This is a genomic window from Chania multitudinisentens RB-25, from assembly GCF_000520015.2.
Classification (GTDB): Bacteria; Pseudomonadota; Gammaproteobacteria; order Enterobacterales; family Enterobacteriaceae; genus Chania; species Chania multitudinisentens.
The window spans coordinates 2,000,774-2,019,446 of the sequence record NZ_CP007044.2 but is presented as its reverse complement, the minus strand read 5'-3'; the positions used below and the strand labels follow the sequence as shown (position 1 = coordinate 2,019,446).

Annotated in this window: 18 protein-coding genes; 2 read left to right on the top strand and 16 right to left on the bottom strand. The window is 54.2% G+C overall.

Annotated elements, in window-relative coordinates:
* Positions 1-19: 19 nt before the first annotated feature.
* The 13 genes from Z042_RS08945 to Z042_RS08885 form a co-directional block, all read right to left on the bottom strand.
* A complete protein-coding gene (locus Z042_RS08945) occupies positions 20-1,489 on the bottom strand; it encodes an aldehyde dehydrogenase (RefSeq protein ID WP_024909974.1) in 1,470 nt (489 codons plus the stop codon).
* 16 nt (positions 1,490-1,505) lie between these two features.
* Positions 1,506-2,300: an aspartate dehydrogenase gene (locus tag Z042_RS08940; RefSeq protein ID WP_024909973.1), complete on the bottom strand. Its 795-nt coding sequence runs from the start codon at positions 2,298-2,300 to the stop codon at positions 1,506-1,508.
* 15 nt (positions 2,301-2,315) lie between these two features.
* Entirely contained in the window at positions 2,316-3,110 is a 795-nt protein-coding gene (locus Z042_RS08935) for an SDR family oxidoreductase (protein ID WP_024909972.1), read from the bottom strand.
* Positions 3,107-3,925, bottom strand: a complete 819-nt coding sequence (locus Z042_RS08930; protein WP_024909971.1) for an alpha/beta fold hydrolase — start codon at positions 3,923-3,925, stop codon at positions 3,107-3,109. Before Z042_RS08930 ends, Z042_RS08935 begins: the two co-directional genes overlap by 4 nt.
* Positions 3,925-4,449, bottom strand: coding sequence for a cupin domain-containing protein (locus tag Z042_RS08925; protein WP_024909970.1), 525 nt, complete (start codon positions 4,447-4,449; stop codon positions 3,925-3,927). Before Z042_RS08925 ends, Z042_RS08930 begins: the two co-directional genes overlap by 1 nt.
* 18 nt (positions 4,450-4,467) lie before the next feature.
* Entirely contained in the window at positions 4,468-5,730 is a 1,263-nt protein-coding gene (locus Z042_RS08920; protein ID WP_024909969.1) for an MFS transporter, read from the bottom strand.
* A 23-nt stretch (positions 5,731-5,753) separates the two neighbouring features.
* Entirely contained in the window at positions 5,754-6,953 is a 1,200-nt protein-coding gene (locus Z042_RS08915; protein ID WP_024909968.1) for an NAD(P)/FAD-dependent oxidoreductase, read from the bottom strand.
* Positions 6,950-7,891, bottom strand: a complete 942-nt coding sequence (locus Z042_RS08910; RefSeq protein WP_024909967.1) for a VOC family protein — start codon at positions 7,889-7,891, stop codon at positions 6,950-6,952. Before Z042_RS08910 ends, Z042_RS08915 begins: the two co-directional genes overlap by 4 nt.
* A gap of 118 nt (positions 7,892-8,009) precedes the next feature.
* The gene (locus Z042_RS08905) at positions 8,010-8,804 is read right to left on the bottom strand and encodes an IclR family transcriptional regulator (protein WP_024909966.1); all 795 of its coding nucleotides are present in this window, start codon (positions 8,802-8,804) and stop codon (positions 8,010-8,012) included.
* Between the two features lie 38 nt (positions 8,805-8,842).
* Positions 8,843-9,598, bottom strand: coding sequence for an SDR family oxidoreductase (locus tag Z042_RS08900; RefSeq protein ID WP_024909965.1), 756 nt, complete (start codon positions 9,596-9,598; stop codon positions 8,843-8,845).
* Positions 9,595-10,638, bottom strand: a complete 1,044-nt coding sequence (locus tag Z042_RS08895) for an aromatic ring-hydroxylating oxygenase subunit alpha (protein WP_024909964.1) — start codon at positions 10,636-10,638, stop codon at positions 9,595-9,597. The genes Z042_RS08900 and Z042_RS08895 overlap by 4 nt, the downstream gene beginning before the upstream one ends.
* Before the next feature lie 20 nt (positions 10,639-10,658).
* A complete protein-coding gene (locus Z042_RS08890; RefSeq protein ID WP_024909963.1) occupies positions 10,659-10,967 on the bottom strand; it encodes a recombinase-like helix-turn-helix domain-containing protein in 309 nt (102 codons plus the stop codon).
* 2 nt (positions 10,968-10,969) lie between these two features.
* Positions 10,970-11,287 (bottom strand): non-heme iron oxygenase ferredoxin subunit, encoded by a 318-nt coding sequence (locus tag Z042_RS08885; RefSeq protein WP_024909962.1) that lies wholly within the window; start codon positions 11,285-11,287, stop codon positions 10,970-10,972.
* A 323-nt stretch (positions 11,288-11,610) separates the two neighbouring features.
* On the opposite strand from Z042_RS08885, the gene Z042_RS08880 reads away from it, so the two are divergent.
* Together Z042_RS08880 and Z042_RS08875 are read left to right on the top strand one after the other, a co-directional pair.
* On the top strand, positions 11,611-12,792 hold the full coding sequence (locus Z042_RS08880; RefSeq protein ID WP_037405435.1) for a M20 aminoacylase family protein: 1,182 nt from the start codon (positions 11,611-11,613) through the stop codon (positions 12,790-12,792).
* Between the two features lie 157 nt (positions 12,793-12,949).
* The gene (locus tag Z042_RS08875; protein ID WP_024909960.1) at positions 12,950-14,233 is read left to right on the top strand and encodes an MFS transporter; all 1,284 of its coding nucleotides are present in this window, start codon (positions 12,950-12,952) and stop codon (positions 14,231-14,233) included.
* Positions 14,234-14,340: 107 nt separating this feature from the next.
* On the opposite strand, the gene rluF is transcribed toward Z042_RS08875, so the two are convergent.
* From rluF to speA, 3 genes are all read right to left on the bottom strand, one after another.
* The gene (gene rluF / locus Z042_RS08870) at positions 14,341-15,204 is read right to left on the bottom strand and encodes a 23S rRNA pseudouridine(2604) synthase RluF (RefSeq protein WP_024909959.1); all 864 of its coding nucleotides are present in this window, start codon (positions 15,202-15,204) and stop codon (positions 14,341-14,343) included.
* Positions 15,205-15,259: 55 nt separating this feature from the next.
* Positions 15,260-16,180, bottom strand: coding sequence for an agmatinase (gene speB / locus Z042_RS08865; protein WP_024909958.1), 921 nt, complete (start codon positions 16,178-16,180; stop codon positions 15,260-15,262).
* Positions 16,181-16,600: 420 nt separating this feature from the next.
* Positions 16,601-18,589 (bottom strand): biosynthetic arginine decarboxylase, encoded by a 1,989-nt coding sequence (gene speA / locus Z042_RS08860; RefSeq protein WP_417903522.1) that lies wholly within the window; start codon positions 18,587-18,589, stop codon positions 16,601-16,603.
* Positions 18,590-18,673 lie beyond the last annotated feature (84 nt).

Genomic DNA, 18,673 nt, shown 5'->3' with positions numbered 1-18,673 from the left:
TGCCGTAAGGATCGCCAACTTAATCGCTCCAACGGTTGGGCTGATTGCTCAGAGCCAAGTACAGACTCTTTTGCTGCATATAAGCCTGGATACCCCGCAAGCCTTTTTCACGCCCCAAGCCGCTTTGCTTAAACCCGCCAAACGGCGTGGAGATCGAGAATGTCTTGTAGGTATTGATCCACACGGTGCCGGTTTCCAACTGCTCAGCCAGCGCCATCGCCCGCGTGAAATCACGGCTCCAGATACCGGCAGCCAACCCGTAAACAGAATCGTTGGCCTGTTCAACCAACTGTTGCTCGTCATCAAACGGCAAGACCACCAGCACCGGGCCGAAGATCTCTTCCTGGCAGGTACGGGCCTGGTTGCTCAACCCTTCAATAATGGTTGGCAGGTAATAACTGCCCTGTGCCAGCTGTGGATCGGCAGGCATTTCGCCGCCAATCAGCACTCGCCCCCCTTCCTGCTGGGCCAGCGCAACGTAGTCTGCCACGCTCTGCCGGTGCTTTTCGTTAATCAACGGGCCCAGATGGATACCCGGCTCCAGCGGGCTACCGATACGCAGGCCAGCAGTCAATTCGCACAAGCGCGCCAGCAGCGGCTGATATAAAGAACGGTGAATAAACAACCGAGAACCGGCAATACAAGCCTGCCCGGCAGAGCTGAAAATGCCGTAACAGATACCACGCGCTGCCTGTTCCACATCGGCATCTTCCAACACGATAGTGGGGGATTTACCGCCCAGCTCCAGCGAAGTGGGGATCAGCTTTTCTGCCGCGATATGCGCCAGATGGCGGCCTGTGCTGGTGCCCCCGGTAAAGGAGATCTTTTTCACCAACGGATGGCGAGCCAGTGCTTCACCAATTACCGAACCTTTGCCCGGCAGCACGCTGAGCAACCCGGCAGGTAACCCAGCCTGTTCAAACAGTTCAGCCAGCTTCAGCGCCAGCAGCGGGGTAGCTTCTGCCGGTTTGAGGATCACCGCGTTGCCCGCCGCCAGAGCGGGGGCCACTTTCTGCATTTCACTGGCAATCGGCGAGTTCCACGGTGTGATCGCGGCAATCACTCCCAACGGTTGATACTGGCTCAGCGTCATCACTTCACGGTTGCGTTGCGTGGGTAACTCCCCTTCCAACACTTCACAGGCCGCCGCAAAATAACGCGCGGTGGCCGCCGCGCTCATCACCAAGCCACGGGTTTCCGCCAAAGGTTTACCGTTGTCGCGCGTTTGCAATTGCGCCAACTCGTCCACCTGCGCCGTGATCAAATCGCTGACGCGATGCAAAATCGCCGCACGTTGATGTGGCACCAGTCCACGCCAGGCCGGATCGCGCCAGGCGCGTTCTGCGGCTTCCACGGCTTCGTTGACGTCTTCAACGTTGGCCGCGTGCAAGCGAGCATTGATGCTGCCATCAGCCGGAAAGACTGAGTTCATCATTTCGCCACGCCCTTCACACCAGCGGCCAGCAAGAAAAATCTTTAACGTTTCCATTTATTACTCCTGCCATTCAGGCCATGAAACCGCCGTCCACCAGGCAACGGCAGGCTTGCACCGCGCTCAGCGCCGCCAGCGTTGAGGTTTTTGGGTTACTCGCCAACGGGTTACCACAGAGTTCAATCTGGAATTCGCCAAATTGACCGCATACCTGCAAGCTGTGGGTATTACGCTGAGTATGGGGATCCACTTGCAGGCGTACCCGTGTGGCATCCATCCCAATCCCGTGCAGCGCGATGGTGGCGGCCACATTGGCATTGGCGGGGAACATGCGCGCGGCTTCACGTGCCGAGCCCTCAAAGAACACCTGCGCTTCACTGACAGCACCCAAATCAATCAGTTTTTCTGCCATGCTGCCACGCCAACTGGCCGGGCTTTTGCTGGACTGATAGGTAACGCTCTCCAACCCACCTTCCCGCGCCGAAGCCAAGCCATCCATGCCCGCTACCGCACCAGACAGCACGATCAACCGCCCTTGATGGCGCGCACAGGCCTGTTGCAAGCGCAGTTGCAGCGCCGCATCCGCCAGTGCACCGGTAGAAATAACGGCTAACCGCCAGCCGCGTTTAATGACGGCTTCACCAAATTCAGCAACCGCTTGCTGGCTGGCACACTCCAGCACCAAATCCGGTGATTCGGTACACTGTTCAGGATGCGTCAGTGCCTGCACCCGCCCGGCAAATGCCTTTGCAATTTCGGTATGGTGCTGTTCACGTGCGACGATCCAACCGGGTTCTACGCCTTCCGGCAAGCGTGCCAGCACCTCTTTCGCCATTGCGCCGTAGCCAATCATCATGATCTTTTTCATCTTTTCAGCCTCGGTTTAGAGATGGCGACTAAAACCGCCGGAAACGTCCAGCGCCGCGCCGGTAGTAAATGACGCCATTGGCGATGCCAAAAATAACAAGGCCCGCGCCGGTTCCTGTGGTTTGCCCAAGCGCCCCAGCGGGATACCACGCCGCTGCGCAATTTCCGCCGTCCACTGTTCCCAGCTCTGTTGCTGATCGGTTCGTTCGGCAAAACGCCGCCGCCACTGCCCCGACTCCACCATGCCAAGCAGGATGGAATTGACGCGAATCCCCTTGCTCACCAGCTCTTTCGACAGCGTCAACGTCATGTTGAGCAACGCCGCGCGGGCCGCCGAGGTGGCAATCATGTGTTCTTCCGGCTGTAACGCCAGCAATGAATTCACACAGGTGATGGAAGCGATATCCGAACGCTCCAACGCGGGTAAAAATGCCTGTACCGGATTGATCACGCCGAACAGCTTCAGTTCCGCCTCATGCAGCCAGGCTTCGCGCGGGGTTTGGTCGAAATGCGCGACAAACCCTTGCCCGGCGTTGTTGATCAGCATATCCACCCCACCAAAATGCTGGCTGACCTGCTGGGCAAACTGCGCCACCTGCTCTGCGTCCAGAACGTCGCAGCGCAGCGCCAGAATCTCCGCCTGCGGGAATTCCTCACGCAGGCTGGCGGCGGCGCTGGCCAGTTTGTCTGCGTTGCGGCCGCAAAAAGCCACCTTCGCCCCTTCCGCCAGCAACAAACGCAGGGTTTCAAAACCGATGCCCGAAGAACCGCCGGTCACCACGGCCACGCGCTTCTCAATCTGAAAATTCATGGTTGGATTGCCCCCGTAAAATCCTGTATATAGCGGTTGAATAGGACCGGTGCATCGAGATAGCTGGCATGCCCGGCGGCGTTAATCAGGCGCATAGCTGCATCCTGCTGCTGCGCCAGCGTTGCCGCTCCCTGCGGCGGCGTGATGCGATCTTCACTGCCACACCAGATTTGCAATGGCCCCTGATAGCGCGACAGGTATTGGCTGATATCATCATTGGCCAGCATCCAGGCAGCGCGGAGAAAACCGGCCGGATTGAGCTGTTGCATACCGCTGCGCACCCAGGCGATATCCTGCGGATCGGCACCGTCACGCAGCAACGCTGCCGCACGTTGTTCACCGTAACCTTGCGGACCCAGCGTTTCGATCATCTGCTTACGCTGCTCATACACCTGCTGGCGTTTTTCCTGCGGGGCATTCGCATAGCCTTGCGCCGGATCGGCCAGTACCAAGCCACTTAACCCTGCCGGGTAGATGGCCGCATAAGCACTGCCGATCAGCGCTCCAAGCGAATGCCCGACAATCAATGGCCGCTCTAACTCCAATTCCGCGATCAGCGCCGCCAGCGCATTGGCATAGGCGGCCGCCTTTGACTCCGCCTGCGCCAACACTGCACTACCGCCATAGCCCGGGGCATCCCAGGCAATCAGGCGGTGACCATCGGTCAGGGCGCGATCGCTGAACTGCTTCACCCAGGAGGCAGAACCGGAACTGATGCCATGCAGCAGCACCACGGCCCGGCCATACCCGGCTTCGCGCCAACCAAGCCAAAAGCCACTACAGTCCTCCTGCTGACGTTCCGGTAAGGCGTTCATCAGTTACGCTTCACTTTAGAGAGTGGATGATCTGCCGGGTAAGTCGGCGTTTCCGGTTTGGAGGTGCCAAGCATGACGCACATCAGCGCCTCCTCCTCACCGTGGTTAAACAGGCCGCGATAAATGCCCGCCGGGACTGAAATCAGATCGCGCTCTTTCAGTTTGGTTTCGTAATATTCTTCACCGTCCTGAATCATCAGCGTGATGCTGCCTTTGAGCATGAAAAACACTTCTTCCACATCATCATGCAGGTGCAATGGCCCTTCGCATTTGGACGGCAACACCATAGTGGAAAAGGTAAAATTCCCTGCCGGAACCGTGTTGGTATCACTGACCACCCCGGTAGCACCGGTACCGATATAACGCATCTGCGCACGGCGGTATTTCGGGTCATAATCAGCCTGGAATTTCAGGGCATTCCAGTCATATTTACGGCCTTCAAAACGGGCGATACGTGATTCCACCCATTGCGCCATCGACAAATCCTGTGGCTTGATGCCAGCTTTATTCTCAACTTGGGACATGTTGTTTCTCCTTCGCTATCAATATTTTTTCAGTAATGGCAGCAGAATGGTGCTACCTACAAAGGCCATCACCACCAGGAACAGCAGGCCGTTATCCATATTGCCGGTCGCGGCGATCAGCGCCCCCATCAGCACCGGCGCCAACGCACCGGCAAAATTCCCCAACCCGTTAAAAATACCGCCAGCGGTAGCGCTGACCCGACTGCTGGTCGCTTTGGCCAGCAAGGCAAAAATATTCGGCGCACCGGCTCCCCACATAAAGGTGCTGAATGCCATGGCGGCAATCACGCTGTAAGTGCCTTCCAGATGCAGCACCATGCCCAGGCCAACCCCGGCTCCACACAGTGAGATAAAGCAGGCCATCGCACGCCGATCCAGTTTGTCTGATAACCAGGCGCCCACCACTTCCCCCAGCAACATGGCAATAAACGGCAGTGATGACAGATACCCGGCATGTTCCAGATGGATACCCTTTCCTTTGATCAGGTAACTGGGCAACCAGCCATTGATGCCCCACAGATAGGTCAGAAATGCGATGTTAAACAGGCAGATCATCCAGAAATGCGGGGTACGGAATAATTCACGGCGTAGTTGCTTGCGCTCGGCGGCGGCTGGTTGTGCGACGGCGCTTTTCTCTGAGCGGGAAATATTCAGGTGGCGCAAGCCAAACATCACCAGCAACATCACCGGCAACGTCAGGAATGCCATAAAGAAGAAGGTGGTTTGCCAGTCAAAACGATTGAGGATAAACAGCGTTACCGGGAAGCCCAGCGCCGCCCCTATTGGCGTCCCTAACAGCCACATCATGGTGGCTCGCGCCTGCAAACGCTGGGGGAAGGCATGGCGGACAATCGCGTAGGCCATGGCGATCAGCGGCCCTTCGGCAATGCCCAGCAGAATACGCAGGGTGATCATGGTGTGATAAGAACGCGCCAGGCCCATCAGCACCATCAAGATTCCCCATATCACCATCATGCCAATCAGCACGTTGACCGGGTTCAGCCGATCGCCAATGCCGCTCAACAGCATTGAAGAGAAGCCGTATGAGAACAGAAAAGCACTCATCAATAGCCCCAGCCGGGTCGGGTCAAAACCAATGCCCATCGCCTCTTGAAATTGGCTGTCTGCAAACAGCGCCGCAATACTGATCTTGTCGAAAAACGCCAGCAATACGCAGGCAAACAGGGCTATCGGCACCGACCAACGCACGCGGGTTGGCTGATTTTCGTCAACAACATCCCCCACCCGGCTGCCGCGGGTGTCAATATCTTGCGTAGTCATAAAACGCTCCCGAAGCTCAGGCGTTATTTCAACGCCATCAGAGAAAACTCCACATCCGCCAACTGCTGCGGTTCCAATACCCGGCCACTGGCCAGCCAGCGTTTGCCCAGTTTGATGGTGCGCGCATCGTTAAACGCCACCATTTGCACCAGTTGCCGTTCAGCATTCAGGGTGAAAAATACCTGTGCCTGCGGTGTACGGCGCACAATGTGATGCACTCCTCCCATCGGTATGCCCAGGATCTGGATATTGGTGTCGTATTGATCCGACCACAGCCAAGCCACATCATCGTAAGGGGCTGCCGCAGCATCCAGCATGGCGCAGGCGGTGCTGATGGCCTGGTTTTGGGCGTAGGCCCAGGATTGCAGGCACAAGCCAAGCGTGGGGTGGCGCGCCACATCACCAGCGGCAAAAATGGCCGGGTGGCTGGTGCGCCCTTGCCCATCCACTACGATCCCGGCCTCAACCTGCAACCCGGCGCTGTGTGCCAGTTCCAGATTCAGTTCAACCCCGATACCGACCACCACCAGATCAAACGACTGTGCTTCGCTGCCAGCGGTGCCGATCCAAGGCTTGCCCTGGCGATCTTCAAGCTGGATATCGTCACAGCCGCACAGCACGGTGACGCCCTGCTGCTGATGCAATTCCAGCAACGCTTGGGAAACATCGGCCCCAACGCTGCGCATGCACAACGCAGGCTGGCGTTCAAATACCGTGACTTCAGCACCCAACTTGCGAGCCGATGCCGCGATTTCCAACCCAATCCAGCCACCGCCGACAATCGCCAGCTTTTTGCATTGCTGTAATCCTTGGCGCAGTTGGATAGCATCGCTCCACGAGCGCAAGGTCATAACCTGTGGATGGCTGGCCCAACGGGCATCTGGCACGCGCGGCCGCCCACCAGTGGCGATCAGCAATTGCTTAAACGGCAATTGCTGGCCATCGCTGAGGGTGATTATCTGTTGTTGGCTGTCGATCTTTTCGGCACGCAGCGGGCGATACCAGTCGATATTCAACCCGGCGACGATCTCTTCACTGAACAGGCGGCTGAGTGGCGCATTGCTATCCAGTAATACCGCTTTAGAGAGAGGCGGGCGTTCGTAAAAATCATAGGGCTCATCGCTCACCACCGTTAGCTTGCCGCTATAGCCTCGGTCGCGCAGCGTTTTGGCGGCCCAGCCACCGGCCTGCCCACCGCCGATAATGACGATGCCCGCGCTCATGCTGCACCCGTTTTTTTATGCTGGCGGCGCGTGTCATGATCGATACCACCTTCCACCGCCCATTCGGTAAACGACACCAGCGAATGTTCCAGCTCACGCGGCTGCCAGTTTTCCGTCAGGTAGTCATCATTGGTGTAATACTCAAACGCTCCGCCGGCCGGGCTGTTGACGTACCAGAAATAGGCTGAGGAGATGGGATGGCGGCCTGGGCCAATAAAGGTGCTCCATTGTTCCTTATTCATGGCGATACCGCCGCCGATCACCTCGTGAATATCACGCACGGTGAAAGCCACATGGTTTAAGCCACGCGAGCGATTAGGCAATTTCAGCAGGAACAGGTTGTGGTGCCCACCGCGCACCTGAGTACGCAGGAAAACGGCGCGATCGATATAGCGATCCGACACCTGGAAGCCGAGTTGTTCACGGTAAAACCGCTCAGTCGCGGCCAAATCCTCAACAAAAAACACCACATGCCCAATATTGATCGGTTCGGCCTTGGCATAAACCGGGCTGGCCTGATCAATACGGCGCACATCGCCCCATTGGTTAATCGGCAATACCGGTACTTCAACCGCCTGCTGGGCAGTGACACCAAAGCGCAGTGTCATGCCATTCGGATCGCGGCATTCCAGTTCTTCCCCCACCTGGCGGAAACCCGGCATGTCCGCCAGTTTTTGTTGCAACGCAGCCAGGGCCGCTGGGCTTTCAACCCCCCAGGTCATGCGGCGCAGGGTGGAACCGGCTTCAAACGCCGCCGGTAACACCTCACTGTTCTGCGGATACAGCACCACGCTGGCTCCGCTTAATGTAGTAAATTCACGGCGCGGCTCTCCCCAATGCTGGAGCATTGGCTGCAAGCCGAAGTCCTGTAGGAATTTTTCACACGTTGGCAGATCTTCAACGCCAAATTCCAGCTTTTCGATTCCGGTTATGCTCATTATTGTGCCTCTCGTTCTCGCTGAATGCGTTTTTCAGGCATGATCGAACCCCGACCCATCATTGCCATGAGTCTTATCCCTGCCTGAGTCAAAAATTCAGTATGGCTGGCGCAGATGCCTAGCCGACTTTCGCCTGCGGCGTTGCCCCCAAAAAGCCGGAGATCTTCTCTGCGGCGTCCCGCACTTCCATGCGCAAGCGTTCGCGATCCTCTTTAGGGATCTCATTGGATGGCACCATAATGCTGACCACCGCTGCGACCTGCTGCTCACGGTTAAAAATCGGATAAACAATGGAAGAAATACCGTGGCGGAAGAAAGATTCACCAATCACGTAGCCACGTGCCTTATCCTGCTGCACCATCTGCCACAACGCCTCACGGTTAGCGGGGGTGCCCAATGCTTCATCCGGTAACTTTTCATCTGGGAACAGATTATCGAACTCTTCGCGGCTGGTGCTGGTCAGCAACATACGGCCCAGAGAAGTACGGTGTACCGGCAAACGGGTGCCAACGCTGACCTGATTGATTTGCGAACCCGCAGCACTGACGCGAGCAATGTAGATCACATCCCGCCCGTCGCGGATCGCCAGATGGCTGCTGCACTGGCTGCAATCGCGCAGTTGCTCGATCACCGGTTGACCAGCCTGGGCCACATCCAATGACGCGATATACTCAAAACCCAGTCGCAGCACCTTGATCCCCAGCCCGAAGGTGTTGGTACGCGGATTACGCTCCAGAAAACCCAGGTGTTCCAGCGTTTGCACCACACGGTAGGCCGTCGCCTTTGGCATATCGACCAGGCGATGTAATTCTGCAAAGGTCATTTCCTTATGCTGCTCACTGAATGCCAGCAACAGGTGTAACCCACGATCCAGACCTGGGATCAGATATTTACATGCTTGATCTTCTGCCATGTGATGCTCCTGAAATTGTTTGCCCGCCCTATGGGCGGTCAGTTAAAGACAAAGCCACCGTTAACCGGCAACAACTGACCCGTTACGAAGTCCGCCAGCGGCGATAGCAAATACAGCACGCTGCCGTTCACATCATCGGGATGCTGTGCTCCTGACAGCGCTCGCCCTTGCTCATACAACTGGTGGCGCTCGGCAGGCACGTATTCGGTGGCTTCGACTCGCGTCAGGCCCGGAGCGACAGCGTTGACGCAGATCCCCTGCGGCCCCAGCTCACGCGCCATAGAACGAGTCATCGAGATGATGGCCCCCTTGCTCGCCACATAGGCCATCAGCCGTGGCGCGCCCCATAAGGCAGTATCTGACGCAATATTAACGATCTTGGCATGCGGTGTTTGTGCCAACAGCGGTACCGCCGCCTGGCTCACCAACCAGGTGCCACGCACGTTGACCTGCATCACCTTGTCCCACAGGTCGATGTCGTATTCCATCATGGTTTTGCCACCAACCCCGGTCGCCAACGCTGCGTTGTTCACCAATCCGGCGATCGCTCCCCCCTTGGCTATGGCGCTGAACGCCGCCGTGATCGATGACGGTGATGCCAGATCGATCACCTGCGTTTCCACCTGCACACCTTGCTCACGCAGCATGGCCGCGCTGTCTTGCAGTTCTTGCGCCAGGATATCGCACATCACCACGCGGGCCCCGGCCTGAGCTATCGCGGCCGCAAAGCTGCGCCCCAGGCCGCGTGCCGCACCGGTAACCACAATCCGCCGGTCTGCCAGCAAGCCATTCACTGCGCCGTCTCCCGCTCGCTGAGCATTGCCAACTGTTTTTGCGCTTCTTTCTGCATCATGCGGCGCAGGCGAGAAAGCCCGACATCATGCTGATAGAGGTATTCATTACCGCGCGCGTTCGGTGCCATGTTTTCCAGCACGATGCGATCCTGCTCCAGCACGTCCCAGTGCAGTTGCTCTAAACGGTTACGGTACATAAAGCGCCACATATCGCGCTGCCAATCCTTCACTTTACGAATACGCCAGAAGAAGACGCGGCAATGATCTTTGTCTTCCGGCACTACCATGCCGATAATCCAGAAGTGGCCGCCCGGCCCAAAACGTTTCTTGTACGGGATCGACAGGCGCATCCAGTAGGCACCGCTGCTGCCAAATTCCACCCAATCGAAATTCACCCCAATCTGGCCGTTCTTTTTGAAGATAAAACCGCTGTCGGTCGGTTCCAACGCCATATCAGCCTTGCGATCCCCTTCCGCCATAGAGTGCGACGATGAATGCAGATAAGTACCATGCATCGGGTCCATCACGTTTTCCAACGCATACTGATAGTTGCAATCCCAACTGGCGGTACACAGGAAGTTGCTGTAGCTGGCTTCGTCCGCCAGTTCCTGTGGGAAAGCCAGTTCTGCCGGTTCTTCATCGGCGGTGACACCGAAGTACAGGAATACCGCACCGTGGGCTTCTTGTGCCGGGTAAGAGCGCAGGCATTTCTGCCCAACCAGCGGGCAGCGATCCACCGCCGGAACATCTTTTACCGTTCCATCGCCACCCACTTCAATGCCGTGATACCAGCAGGCGATGCGATCGCCCAGGTTCCAGCCCATTGAGAGGCGCGCACCACGGTGCGGGCAACGATCTTCCAGCGCATGGATCGCTCCTTCTTTATCACGCCACAAGACGATTTGTTGCTCAAGACGGGTGATTCCCACTGGATTGTTGCCCACTTCCCAACTGGCTAGCACCGGATACCAGATGCCACGTAATCCTTGATCAAGATAATTCTGTAATGTCTGTGCGGAGGATGCTGTATTGGCTGTCATTGTCTTCTCCCTAATGCGGCTCAGAAACCGTTGACGTGAAGGAATTCACGGAATGCTGCTTCATTCCATGGCTGGCCGCTGCGGTCGAACAGGCGGCGCTGGTTAAGCGCGCTCACAATTTGTTCCAGTTCTTCCGCCCCTTGTTCAAAAATCTCTTCCAACGCCGCCACCAAGGCGGTTTCAAAACCGTCTGGAACCCGTGCACGGGTTTGCCAGATAACGTTCTGGAATTGACCTGGTTGATGAATCTGACCGTTGCCCCCTTCACGCGCCGGGCTCACTTGTTGAGTGTCCGGCAGCCAAGGATTGAAATCGGTAATGTGCTGCATGCTTATTCCTCCGCAATAAAGGTGATTTGGATTTGGTTATCGATCACCCGGATAGGATAGATTTGCAGATCGCGGCCGCCCGGTTCACGCAGGCACTGGCCAGTGCGAACATCGAACACGGCTTCGTGCAGCGGGCACTCTACCTTTCCGTCATCAACAAACCCCTGGCTCAGCAAGGCATAGGCGTGCGGACAAACGTCTTCCAGCGCGTAATATTGACCATCGATCAAATAAACGCCGACCTCTTTCCCTTCCACGTTGGCGGAGAAGGGAAAATCTTCTTTCACCTGAGACACTTCACACACGTTTTTCCAGCTCATTGCTTATGTCCTCTATCTGATTGTTTCATATATGAAACTCAGTTTCTTATTTAATACAGTTAATATAATTCTGGTGAATTTTCCGTCAAGTCGCTAATGCAGTGAATGTTAATGAATGGTTATTTAAAAGTTGCAAATGCGGAGTGGATCACGAAAGTATGTACTGGCATAAGAAGTGAGAAGTGAGAAATGAGAAATGAGAAATGTATATTCAATCCCGAAAAACGGCATAAACTCCATAAAGTTCATCGGCAACCAAGGCCATTGCAGTACAGGAGACTTGGAAGTCCCGCTTTTATCCGTGTTCAGAGGCTATCAATATGATGTTTAATGCAATAAATCTAGATATCTTCAAACAGTATGCTGCAGAAAGCCAAGCTCTCCGCCAACACATTCACCAGCACCCCGAATTAGGCTATGAGGAACAACAGACCGCCAGCCTGGTGGAAGAAAAGCTTTCGGCCTGGGGATATCAGGTCACGCGCGGGCTGGGTATTACCGGCGTCGTCGGCACGTTGAAAAAAGGGAACGGTCAACGTGCGATAGGGATTCGCGCCGATATGGACGCTCTACCGATTGTTGAAAATACCGGTTTACCTTATTGCAGCGTGCACCACGGCATCATGCACGCCTGTGGGCATGACGGTCATACCGCCATGTTACTCGGTGCCGCACATTATCTGGCCGATCACCCTGCCTTCAATGGCACGCTAAATGTCATTTTTCAACCCGCAGAGGAAGGCCTGGCAGGCGCAAAGAAGATGATGGACGACGGATTATTTGAACAATTTCCCTGTGATGCCATCTTTGCCATGCATAACATGCCAGGATTCCCTGAGGGGCAGTTTGTCTTTGGCGAAGGGGCATTTATGGCATCCAGCGATAATGTCACCATCACGATCCATGGCAAAGGGGGACATGGTGCCATGCCCAAAGGCACCGTTGACGCCGTTGTGGTGGGTTCCAGCATCGTCATGGCATTACAGACCATCATTTCGCGTAATCTGGGTGCTCAAGAATCAGGAGTGATTACGGTCGGTTCATTTCAGGGCGGTATTGCCAATAATGTGATTGCTGATTCTGCGGTATTAAAATTAAGCGTGCGCGCCCTAAACCCGGTAATAAGGGATTTTCTTGAGGAGCGGATTAAAGCGGTAGTTACGGCTCAGGCCGCGGCCTTTGGTGCCCAAGTCAGCATTGATTACGTTCACGCCTATCCGGTATTAGTAAATCAACCTGAAATGACCCAATTTGCCAAACAGGTAGCATTAGATATGTTAGGCGAACAGCACCACGATCAGGTTATTGATATACCAGAACCCTTAATGGGGAGTGAAGACTTTGCCTTTATGCTGCAAAAGCGGCCAGGCAGCTATTTGCTCTTAGGCAACGGCGCGGGTGAAAATAGTTGCATGGTACACAACCCTGGATATGATTTTAATGATGCGATTATTACGCGGGGTATCGCTTATTGGAGTGCTTTAACACAGGCATTTCTAAAATAAATAAAGAAGCCTGAGAGCCTATTCCATGCAGGCGTAATTGGCAGCCATGCAGAAATCGGAGCATACACGCAGTACGTAATTATCTGAGCACTGCCCAGAGCCAAAATGGCAAGTAAAATGGCACTAATGGGATAGGTTCTTAATTAAGGGATATACGATGGATCGTACCAAGAAAAAAATTTCACCCGCGAAAGCAATTCTGGCAACCACATTAGGGAATGGACTGGAGTTTTTTGATCTGGTGCTGTATGCCTTTTTTGCCACCTATATCGCCAAAGCCTATTTCCCTGCCTCAGATCCGTTGGTCAGTATCATGACATCGTTCATGATCTTTGGTATGGGCTATCTCGCCAGGCCGATCGGGGCACTGGTGATTGGCCACTATGCGGATAAGAAAGGGCGTAAACCCGCCATGACGCTCACATTCTTACTGATGGGCCTCAGTACTCTGGTTATTGGTCTCACTCCGTCTTATCAAAGCATTGGTATTGCCGCCCCCATCATTATTACGCTGGCCCGCTTGGTACAAGGCTTTTCTGCTGGCGGTGAGTTAGGCGCATCAACCACGTTATTAGTGGAATATGCCAAACCCCACAATCGTGGATTCTATGGTGGCTGGCAGGTTTCCAGCCAGGGTGCAGGTAACTTGTTTGCCGCCATGACGTTGGTGCTCTTGGTCAACGTGATGCCTGCTGAGAGCGTGCAAGACTGGGGATGGCGTATTCCCTTCCTGCTTGGGATAGTTATTGCGCCTATCGGTTTGTATATCCGTTCAAAATTAGAGGAAACCGCGACCCACACATGGCAGGCTACGGAAGATAAAGCGCCTAAAATCCCCTTAATTGAAGTGCTCACCACCTATTATAAAGAAACCCTGTCCGGCATTTTATTAACCATTGGGGGAACTATCCCTCATATGATCATTATGTTTTATCTTCCCAACTATGCGATCAGTATTTTGAAGCTGGATACCGGCTATAGCATGCTGATAGGCGCAATCGGTGGATTAATCACTCTCATTGGTGGCCCGCTGGCGGGAATGTGGTCTGATAACGTTGGCAGGCGCCCGCTGATTGCCGGTTCAAGGCTCGCCATTACCTTGTTAATTTACCCGGCCTTTTATCTGTTAAGCAGTTACCCCAGTGTGCATTTGATGTTTGCCATCATGATTGTATTGAGCACGATTAATATTATTGGCGCTTCCCCTTCAATTACCATTTTGCCTGAAATCTATCCACGCCATGTCAGAACTACTGGGCTCTCTCTGGTTTACAGCGTCGCGGTGGGTATTTTTGGTGGTTTTTCACTCTCGATTGCCACGTATCTGATCAAACTGACAGGTAATGCGGCAGCACCGGCATTCTATGTGATTGCAGGTTGCAGCTTATCGCTGTTCGCTTTCATCTTTATCAAAGAAACCAGTAAAGAACGTTTAAATTAGCTCGGTGTGCAGCATATGGGATTACCCTGGGCAGTTCTCAGCCCAGGGTAATCCGCACTTTCAGAGACGTGGAGTGATCGATGGCTGCACCTGACGGGTTTTACCGCTCAGCGCCCTTTCTTTTTGCGCCCAGGCTGAGTAAAGCGCTTGCGAGCCGCCAAATTGTTACTCGGCTTATCGGTGTTTTTCGGTCCATTGCTCGCCGGTTTTTTCACCGCTGGCTTGGCTTTCTTGGCCGGTTTCGCTTCGGAGGAAGAGCCTTCAATCAATTTAAACAGCTCCACCAGCTCATCGTCCGTTAAATCACGCCATTCCCCCAAGGGGAGCCCGGCCAGGCCTATATTCATGATGCGGGTGCGTTCCAGCTTGGTCACCTCATAGCCAAAATGCTCACACATGCGGCGGATCTGACGATTAAGCCCCTGCACCAGTACAATACGAAACACAAAAGGGGCTTCTCGCTTTACCTTGCATTTTTTGGTCACCGTTCCCAGCATCGGCACACCGGCACTCAAACCACGAATAAAATCGTCGGTTACCGGTTTATTGACCGTAACCAGGTACTCTTTCTGGTGGTCATTCCCCGCACGCAGGATCTTGTTCACCAGATCGCCGTGGTTAGTGAGGAAAATCAGCCCTTGCGAATCTTTATCCAGCCGCCCGATCGGGAAGATACGGGTACTGTGGTTGACGAAATCAACAATATTATCTTTTTCACCATCTTCCGTGGTGCTGACAATCCCCACCGGTTTATTGAGCGCAATAAAGATCAGTTCGTCTTCGTTCCGGGGTTCAATAAGCTGACCGTTAACCTTAACGACGTCACCAGCGAATACCCGGTCGCCCAGTGCACCACGTTTGCCATTGATAAAAACATTGCCTTGTTCGATGTAACGATCGGCATCGCGGCGTGAGCAGATACCGCTCTCGCTAATATATTTGTTAAGGCGTGTTGATGGTTCAGTCAGCACGGTTCCTCCATTTGATCTTCACGGCAAACAGGTGCCGACTCCATGGCGCAGGGGACTATCCCTGTTTTTTAGCCGCTTGCAGATAGAGCATTTCCAGGCCCAACGTGGCGGCAGCCAGCGCGGTGATCTCGGACTGATCGTAAGCCGGTGCCACTTCTACCACGTCCATGCCAACAATATTCAATGACTGCATACCACGCACCAGCTTCAGTGCCCGATCGGACGTCAGGCCACCGATCACCGGAGTACCGGTTCCTGGTGCAAACGCAGGGTCCAGGCAATCGATATCAAAAGTCAGGTATACCGGCAGATCGCCCACAATCTGCTTGATCTGCGTCAGCAGATCGTCCACGCCACGATCGTTAACCTGCGCCGCATCCAATACCGTAAAGCCGTTGTCACAATCAAATTCAGTGCGAATACCAATCTGCACGGAGTGGTGCGGATCGATCAGGCCTTCGTTCGGCGCGTGGAAAAACATGGTGCCGTGGTCAAACTTGCTGCCGTTGGCATAAGTGTCGGTGTGGGCATCGAAATGCACCAGCGCCATTTTACCGAAATGTTTAGCGTGCGCACGCAGCAACGGTAATGTCACAAAGTGATCGCCGCCGAAAGAGAGCATCCGCTTGCCCGCTTGCAGCAGTTTTTCTGCGTGCGCCTGCAGTTTGTCGCTCATGTCTTGCGCATCGCCAAAGTTGAATACGATATCGCCACAATCGACCACGTTCAGGCGTTCACGTAGATCAAAACTCCATGGCCAACGCGCACCTTCCCAGGCCAGGTTGGTTGATACCTGGCGGATCGCCGCAGGGCCATGGCGGCCACCGGCACGGCCGGAGGTCGCCATATCGAATGGAATGCCAGTGATAACCCACTCTGCATCGCTGCTGTAAGGCATAAAGTTCAGCGGAAAACGCAGGAAACCAAAGGCGTTGGACACTAACGAATTATCGGGCTGATGGCCTAAGGTACTCATAGTAAACCCTCACATTTCAACGGTTCGCCCATAACGTGTCGCTCAGGCGGTAACAAAAAATCCCTCCCGCGTCGTTAGCCCGACGAGAAAGGGATTTATTCGGTATCTGTTTCAGTACTGCTGCTGGAGCCGATTATCGTCATATTTCGTTTATGCTTCAAGCGTGTGTATCGGCCTGCTTATTTGATGTTATCTGCATATACCCGCCATACTTCAAGTTGCATGGATGTTGGTGGCGTTACTCGGCTCATACATAGCCTTGCCCCTTCGGGGCCACTGCGCTTCTGAGGATTCACTCTCTTGCCGCCTTCCTGTAACTCGCATTATTTGGGGTATAGAAAATATTCATCATGAAACACTTAACATCTTAAAAAATAAAAGGCTGAGTACCAAGATGATACCCAACCTTGTCATGCTTAATTATTCATCTTCCAAATAAGTATAACCATACAATCCGGCTTCAAACTCTTCGACAAACTGCGCCTGCAATTCGCTGTCCAGATCGGTTTCTTTCACCTGATCGCGGAAACGAGCCAACAACACAGTCGGATCGAGCTGCACATATTCCAACATATCTGCGACCGTATCCCCCTCGTCAGACAGCTCGGTTTCTACGCTACCATCGGGGAATACATACACATCAACCGAGGCCGTATCGCCAAACAGGTTGTGCATATTACCCAGGATCTCCTGATAAGCACCGACCATAAAGAAGCCCAGCGCGGGTGGATTTTCTGGATCGTACGGCGGCATCGGCATCGTGGTGGCAACACCGTCACCGTCAACATAATGATCGATGGTGCCATCCGAATCGCAGGTGATATCCAGTAATACTGCACGGCCTTCTGGCGGTTTATCCAACCCTTCCAGCGGCAACACCGGGAACAGTTGATCGATCCCCCAGGCATCTGGCATCGATTGGAACAACGAGAAATTGACGTAAAACTTATCCGCCATCCGTTCCTGTAATTCATCAATGATTGGGCGGTGTGCGCGGTTGCTGGGATCAAGCTGCTGCTGGATCTTATTGCAGATATTCAGGTACAACTGCTCGGCGTAGGCGCGCTTGGTCAGATCCAGCATGCCATGCGCGTATTGCGTATGCACATCGTGCAGATCCATCTGGCTGTCGTGCAGCCATTCACGCAGTGAACGGCGGTTTTCCGGCTCGTTCATCTCCTGCCAGGTTTCCCACATGCTGACCAGAGCACGCGGGGCATCCTCAACCGGTGGAACCGGGTCGCAGAATTCATTACGCTCCACGCCAATCACATTAGAGACCAGCACCGTGTGGTGCGCGGTAACGGCACGGCCAGATTCAGTAATCACCGTAGGATGCGGCAAACCATGCTCGTTGCAGGCATCACCAATCCCCCAGATCACGTTGTTGGCATATTCGTTCAGACCATAATTAACCGAGCAATCCGATTGCGAGCGGGTGCCCTCGTAGTCAACCCCCAGGCCACCTCCAACGTCGAAGCACTGAATATTGACGCCCAGTTTGTGTAATTCCACATAGAAACGCGCAGATTCACGCACCCCAGTGGCAATATCTCGAATGTTGGCTAATTGCGAGCCCAGGTGGAAATGCAGCAGTTGCAGACTATCAAGGCGATCCGCTTCGCGCAGCGTTTCCACCAGTTTCAATACCTGAATCGCTGCCAGACCAAACTTGGATTTTTCCCCCCCACTTGACTGCCATTTCCCTGAACCTTGCGAAGCCAAACGCGCTCGCACTCCAAGGCGCGGCACCACGTTAAGACGCTCGGCTTCTTCCAGCACCAGTTGGATTTCCGACATCTTCTCGATCACCAGATACACTTTGTGCCCCAGCTTTTCACCGATCAATGCCAAGCGGATATATTCACGGTCTTTGTAGCCGTTACAGACAATTACTGAACGAGTCATACCGGCATGAGCCAGCACGGCCATCAATTCAGCCTTGGAACCCGCTTCCAGCCCCAGCGGTTCGCCGGAGTTGACCAGGGATTCAATCACCCGGCGGTGCTGATTGACCTTGATGGGGTAAACCAGAAAATAGCCCCCTTCATAGCCAAAAGACTCACGCGCACGTTTAAATGCGGCGTTAATCGAACGCAAGCGGTGTTGCAGGATCTGCGGGAAACAGAACAGGGCGGGCAAGCGCTGGCCATCTTTCTGACGTTCTTTTACCAGTTCGGCAAGATCGACACGCGCATGTGGAATATCTGGATCAGGGCACACACTGATGTGGCCCAATTCGTTGACATCATAATAATTGTTGCCCCAGTAGGCGACATTATAGGTACGCAGCATCTTGCTGGCATTACGATCATTCATGGCAACCTCCTGCATGGAGCGCAAAGATAAATTTTCGCCCGCAACTGACGGGCGGTGAATCAACAAATCATCAGACATTACTCGCCTCATATCGCACCTTGACGATACACTTATCCAGAATAATAGCCAAAAACGCTATAAAAACCCATTCTGTTACGTTTGCAACCGAATGTT

What these genes read in the sequence shown, in the direction of transcription:
- Z042_RS08945 (WP_024909974.1), bottom strand. Translation starts at nt 1,489, where the DNA reads ATGGAAACGTTAAAGATTTTTCTTGCTGGCCGCTGGTGTGAAGGGCGT.
- Z042_RS08940 (WP_024909973.1), bottom strand. Translation starts at nt 2,300, where the DNA reads ATGAAAAAGATCATGATGATTGGCTACGGCGCAATGGCGAAAGAGGTG.
- Z042_RS08935 (WP_024909972.1), bottom strand. Translation starts at nt 3,110, where the DNA reads ATGAATTTTCAGATTGAGAAGCGCGTGGCCGTGGTGACCGGCGGTTCT.
- Z042_RS08930 (WP_024909971.1), bottom strand. Translation starts at nt 3,925, where the DNA reads ATGAACGCCTTACCGGAACGTCAGCAGGAGGACTGTAGTGGCTTTTGG.
- Z042_RS08925 (WP_024909970.1), bottom strand. Translation starts at nt 4,449, where the DNA reads ATGTCCCAAGTTGAGAATAAAGCTGGCATCAAGCCACAGGATTTGTCG.
- Z042_RS08920 (WP_024909969.1), bottom strand. Translation starts at nt 5,730, where the DNA reads ATGACTACGCAAGATATTGACACCCGCGGCAGCCGGGTGGGGGATGTT.
- Z042_RS08915 (WP_024909968.1), bottom strand. Translation starts at nt 6,953, where the DNA reads ATGAGCGCGGGCATCGTCATTATCGGCGGTGGGCAGGCCGGTGGCTGG.
- Z042_RS08910 (WP_024909967.1), bottom strand. Translation starts at nt 7,891, where the DNA reads ATGAGCATAACCGGAATCGAAAAGCTGGAATTTGGCGTTGAAGATCTG.
- Z042_RS08905 (WP_024909966.1), bottom strand. Translation starts at nt 8,804, where the DNA reads ATGGCAGAAGATCAAGCATGTAAATATCTGATCCCAGGTCTGGATCGT.
- Z042_RS08895 (WP_024909964.1), bottom strand. Translation starts at nt 10,638, where the DNA reads ATGACAGCCAATACAGCATCCTCCGCACAGACATTACAGAATTATCTT.
- Z042_RS08890 (WP_024909963.1), bottom strand. Translation starts at nt 10,967, where the DNA reads ATGCAGCACATTACCGATTTCAATCCTTGGCTGCCGGACACTCAACAA.
- Z042_RS08885 (WP_024909962.1), bottom strand. Translation starts at nt 11,287, where the DNA reads ATGAGCTGGAAAAACGTGTGTGAAGTGTCTCAGGTGAAAGAAGATTTT.
- Z042_RS08880 (WP_037405435.1), top strand. Translation starts at nt 11,611, where the DNA reads ATGTTTAATGCAATAAATCTAGATATCTTCAAACAGTATGCTGCAGAA.
- Z042_RS08875 (WP_024909960.1), top strand. Translation starts at nt 12,950, where the DNA reads ATGGATCGTACCAAGAAAAAAATTTCACCCGCGAAAGCAATTCTGGCA.
- speB (WP_024909958.1), bottom strand. Translation starts at nt 16,180, where the DNA reads ATGAGTACCTTAGGCCATCAGCCCGATAATTCGTTAGTGTCCAACGCC.
- speA (WP_417903522.1), bottom strand. Translation starts at nt 18,589, where the DNA reads ATGAGGCGAGTAATGTCTGATGATTTGTTGATTCACCGCCCGTCAGTT.